This window comes from Campylobacter coli LMG 9860, from assembly GCF_000254135.1.
Classification (GTDB): domain Bacteria; phylum Campylobacterota; class Campylobacteria; order Campylobacterales; family Campylobacteraceae; genus Campylobacter_D; species Campylobacter_D coli.
Genome location: NZ_AINS01000152.1, coordinates 1 through 650, shown reverse-complemented (window position 1 = coordinate 650; position 650 = coordinate 1). Strand labels below are relative to the sequence as shown.

Here is a 650-nt window from a genome sequence, read left to right as displayed (position 1 = left end):
TTACTTGCTTTTGAATAATCTCCGTCTTTTAATTCTTCTAAGGCATTGACTGCAAAAGAAAAATCTTCAATTTCGTTAAGATAGGCTTCTAAGGCTTCTCTAACTATACTTGATTTAGGCTTGGAAAGATTTTTACTCAAATTATCTAAGCGTTCTTTAAGTTCTAAAGGCATTCTAAGGGAATAATTTCTAGTTTCTTGTTTCATTAACTTAACCTTTCTAGGAATGTTTTTGAAAAAATGTAATTGCTTGCTTACAGATTTTGCAAGTGAATTTGTGCCCTTGTAATTCAATTTTTTGATGGATACCATAAGGGACATCATGTACTTTACCTGGGCAATTGCATTTATAAAGATAAAATTGCGGCTTGTCATCATCACTATCATCTGCTGCTTCAAAGCTGACATCTTTACCTTCATCTGTTGCTAAAGAAGAGCTTCTCCATTTTTCTACCTTCATGTCTTCATAGAGTATGTGCTCTAAAAGCCATTTTTTCGCTATGATGTAAAGTTTTTCCTTAAGATCATTTGTAGATTTGATATCTTTAATAAGATTAATCATAGTTTGTATGATTTCTTTATGAATTTTTTTATGTTCTTCAAATGCTGGATAAGCAATGAGTTGCATATATTTTTCTTCATCATTAAAAT

At 30.6% G+C, this 650-nt stretch carries 2 protein-coding genes; both read right to left on the bottom strand.

The window, feature by feature from the left end; all coding sequences use genetic code 11:
* On the bottom strand, nt 1-206 hold a 206-nt coding region (locus tag CCO88_RS09855), incomplete at its 3' end, for a ribbon-helix-helix domain-containing protein (protein ID WP_002782421.1).
* 13 nt (nt 207-219) lie between these two features.
* A partial coding sequence (locus CCO88_RS09850) for a hemerythrin family protein (RefSeq protein WP_002782420.1) occupies nt 220-650 on the bottom strand: 431 nt, incomplete at its 5' end.